This is a genomic window from Mesorhizobium sp. M8A.F.Ca.ET.165.01.1.1 (assembly GCF_004792065.1).
GTDB lineage: Bacteria > Pseudomonadota > Alphaproteobacteria > Rhizobiales > Rhizobiaceae > Mesorhizobium.
This window is the reverse complement of the sequence record NZ_SRTH01000225.1, coordinates 1-292: the sequence shown is the minus strand read 5'-3', so window position 1 is coordinate 292 and position 292 is coordinate 1. Positions and strand designations below refer to the sequence as shown.

The window sequence follows — 292 nt, the reverse complement described above, 5'->3', positions numbered from 1 at the left end:
GAGCTCGATGGAGCCGTTGACGGCGCGTTTCGGCTCGCCGACGAAGCGGATCGTCGGAGGCTTGTCGGGGATCACGGCAAAGGCCCAGTGGCCAAGATCGTCCTCACCGGACTTGAGCGTCAGCGTGCCGTTGCTGTTCAGCTTGCCGGAGAACTGGCGCACCTTGGGTCCCGGCTGGGTGGCGGCCGGCGCGAGGCCCTTCGGCGCGGCCGGCTCGATGGCGCGGTCATTGCCGTTTGTATCGGCATAGCTCAACGTTTCCTCGCCGGTACCGCCGGTGACGCGCAGCGAG

At 67.8% G+C, this 292-nt stretch carries 1 protein-coding gene; it reads right to left on the bottom strand.

Annotation, left to right across the window (positions count from 1 at the left end; genetic code table 11):
• Nucleotides 1–292, bottom strand: a 292-nt coding sequence (locus EN808_RS35855; RefSeq protein WP_135918269.1) for a DUF4175 family protein, incomplete at both ends; no start/stop codon positions are given.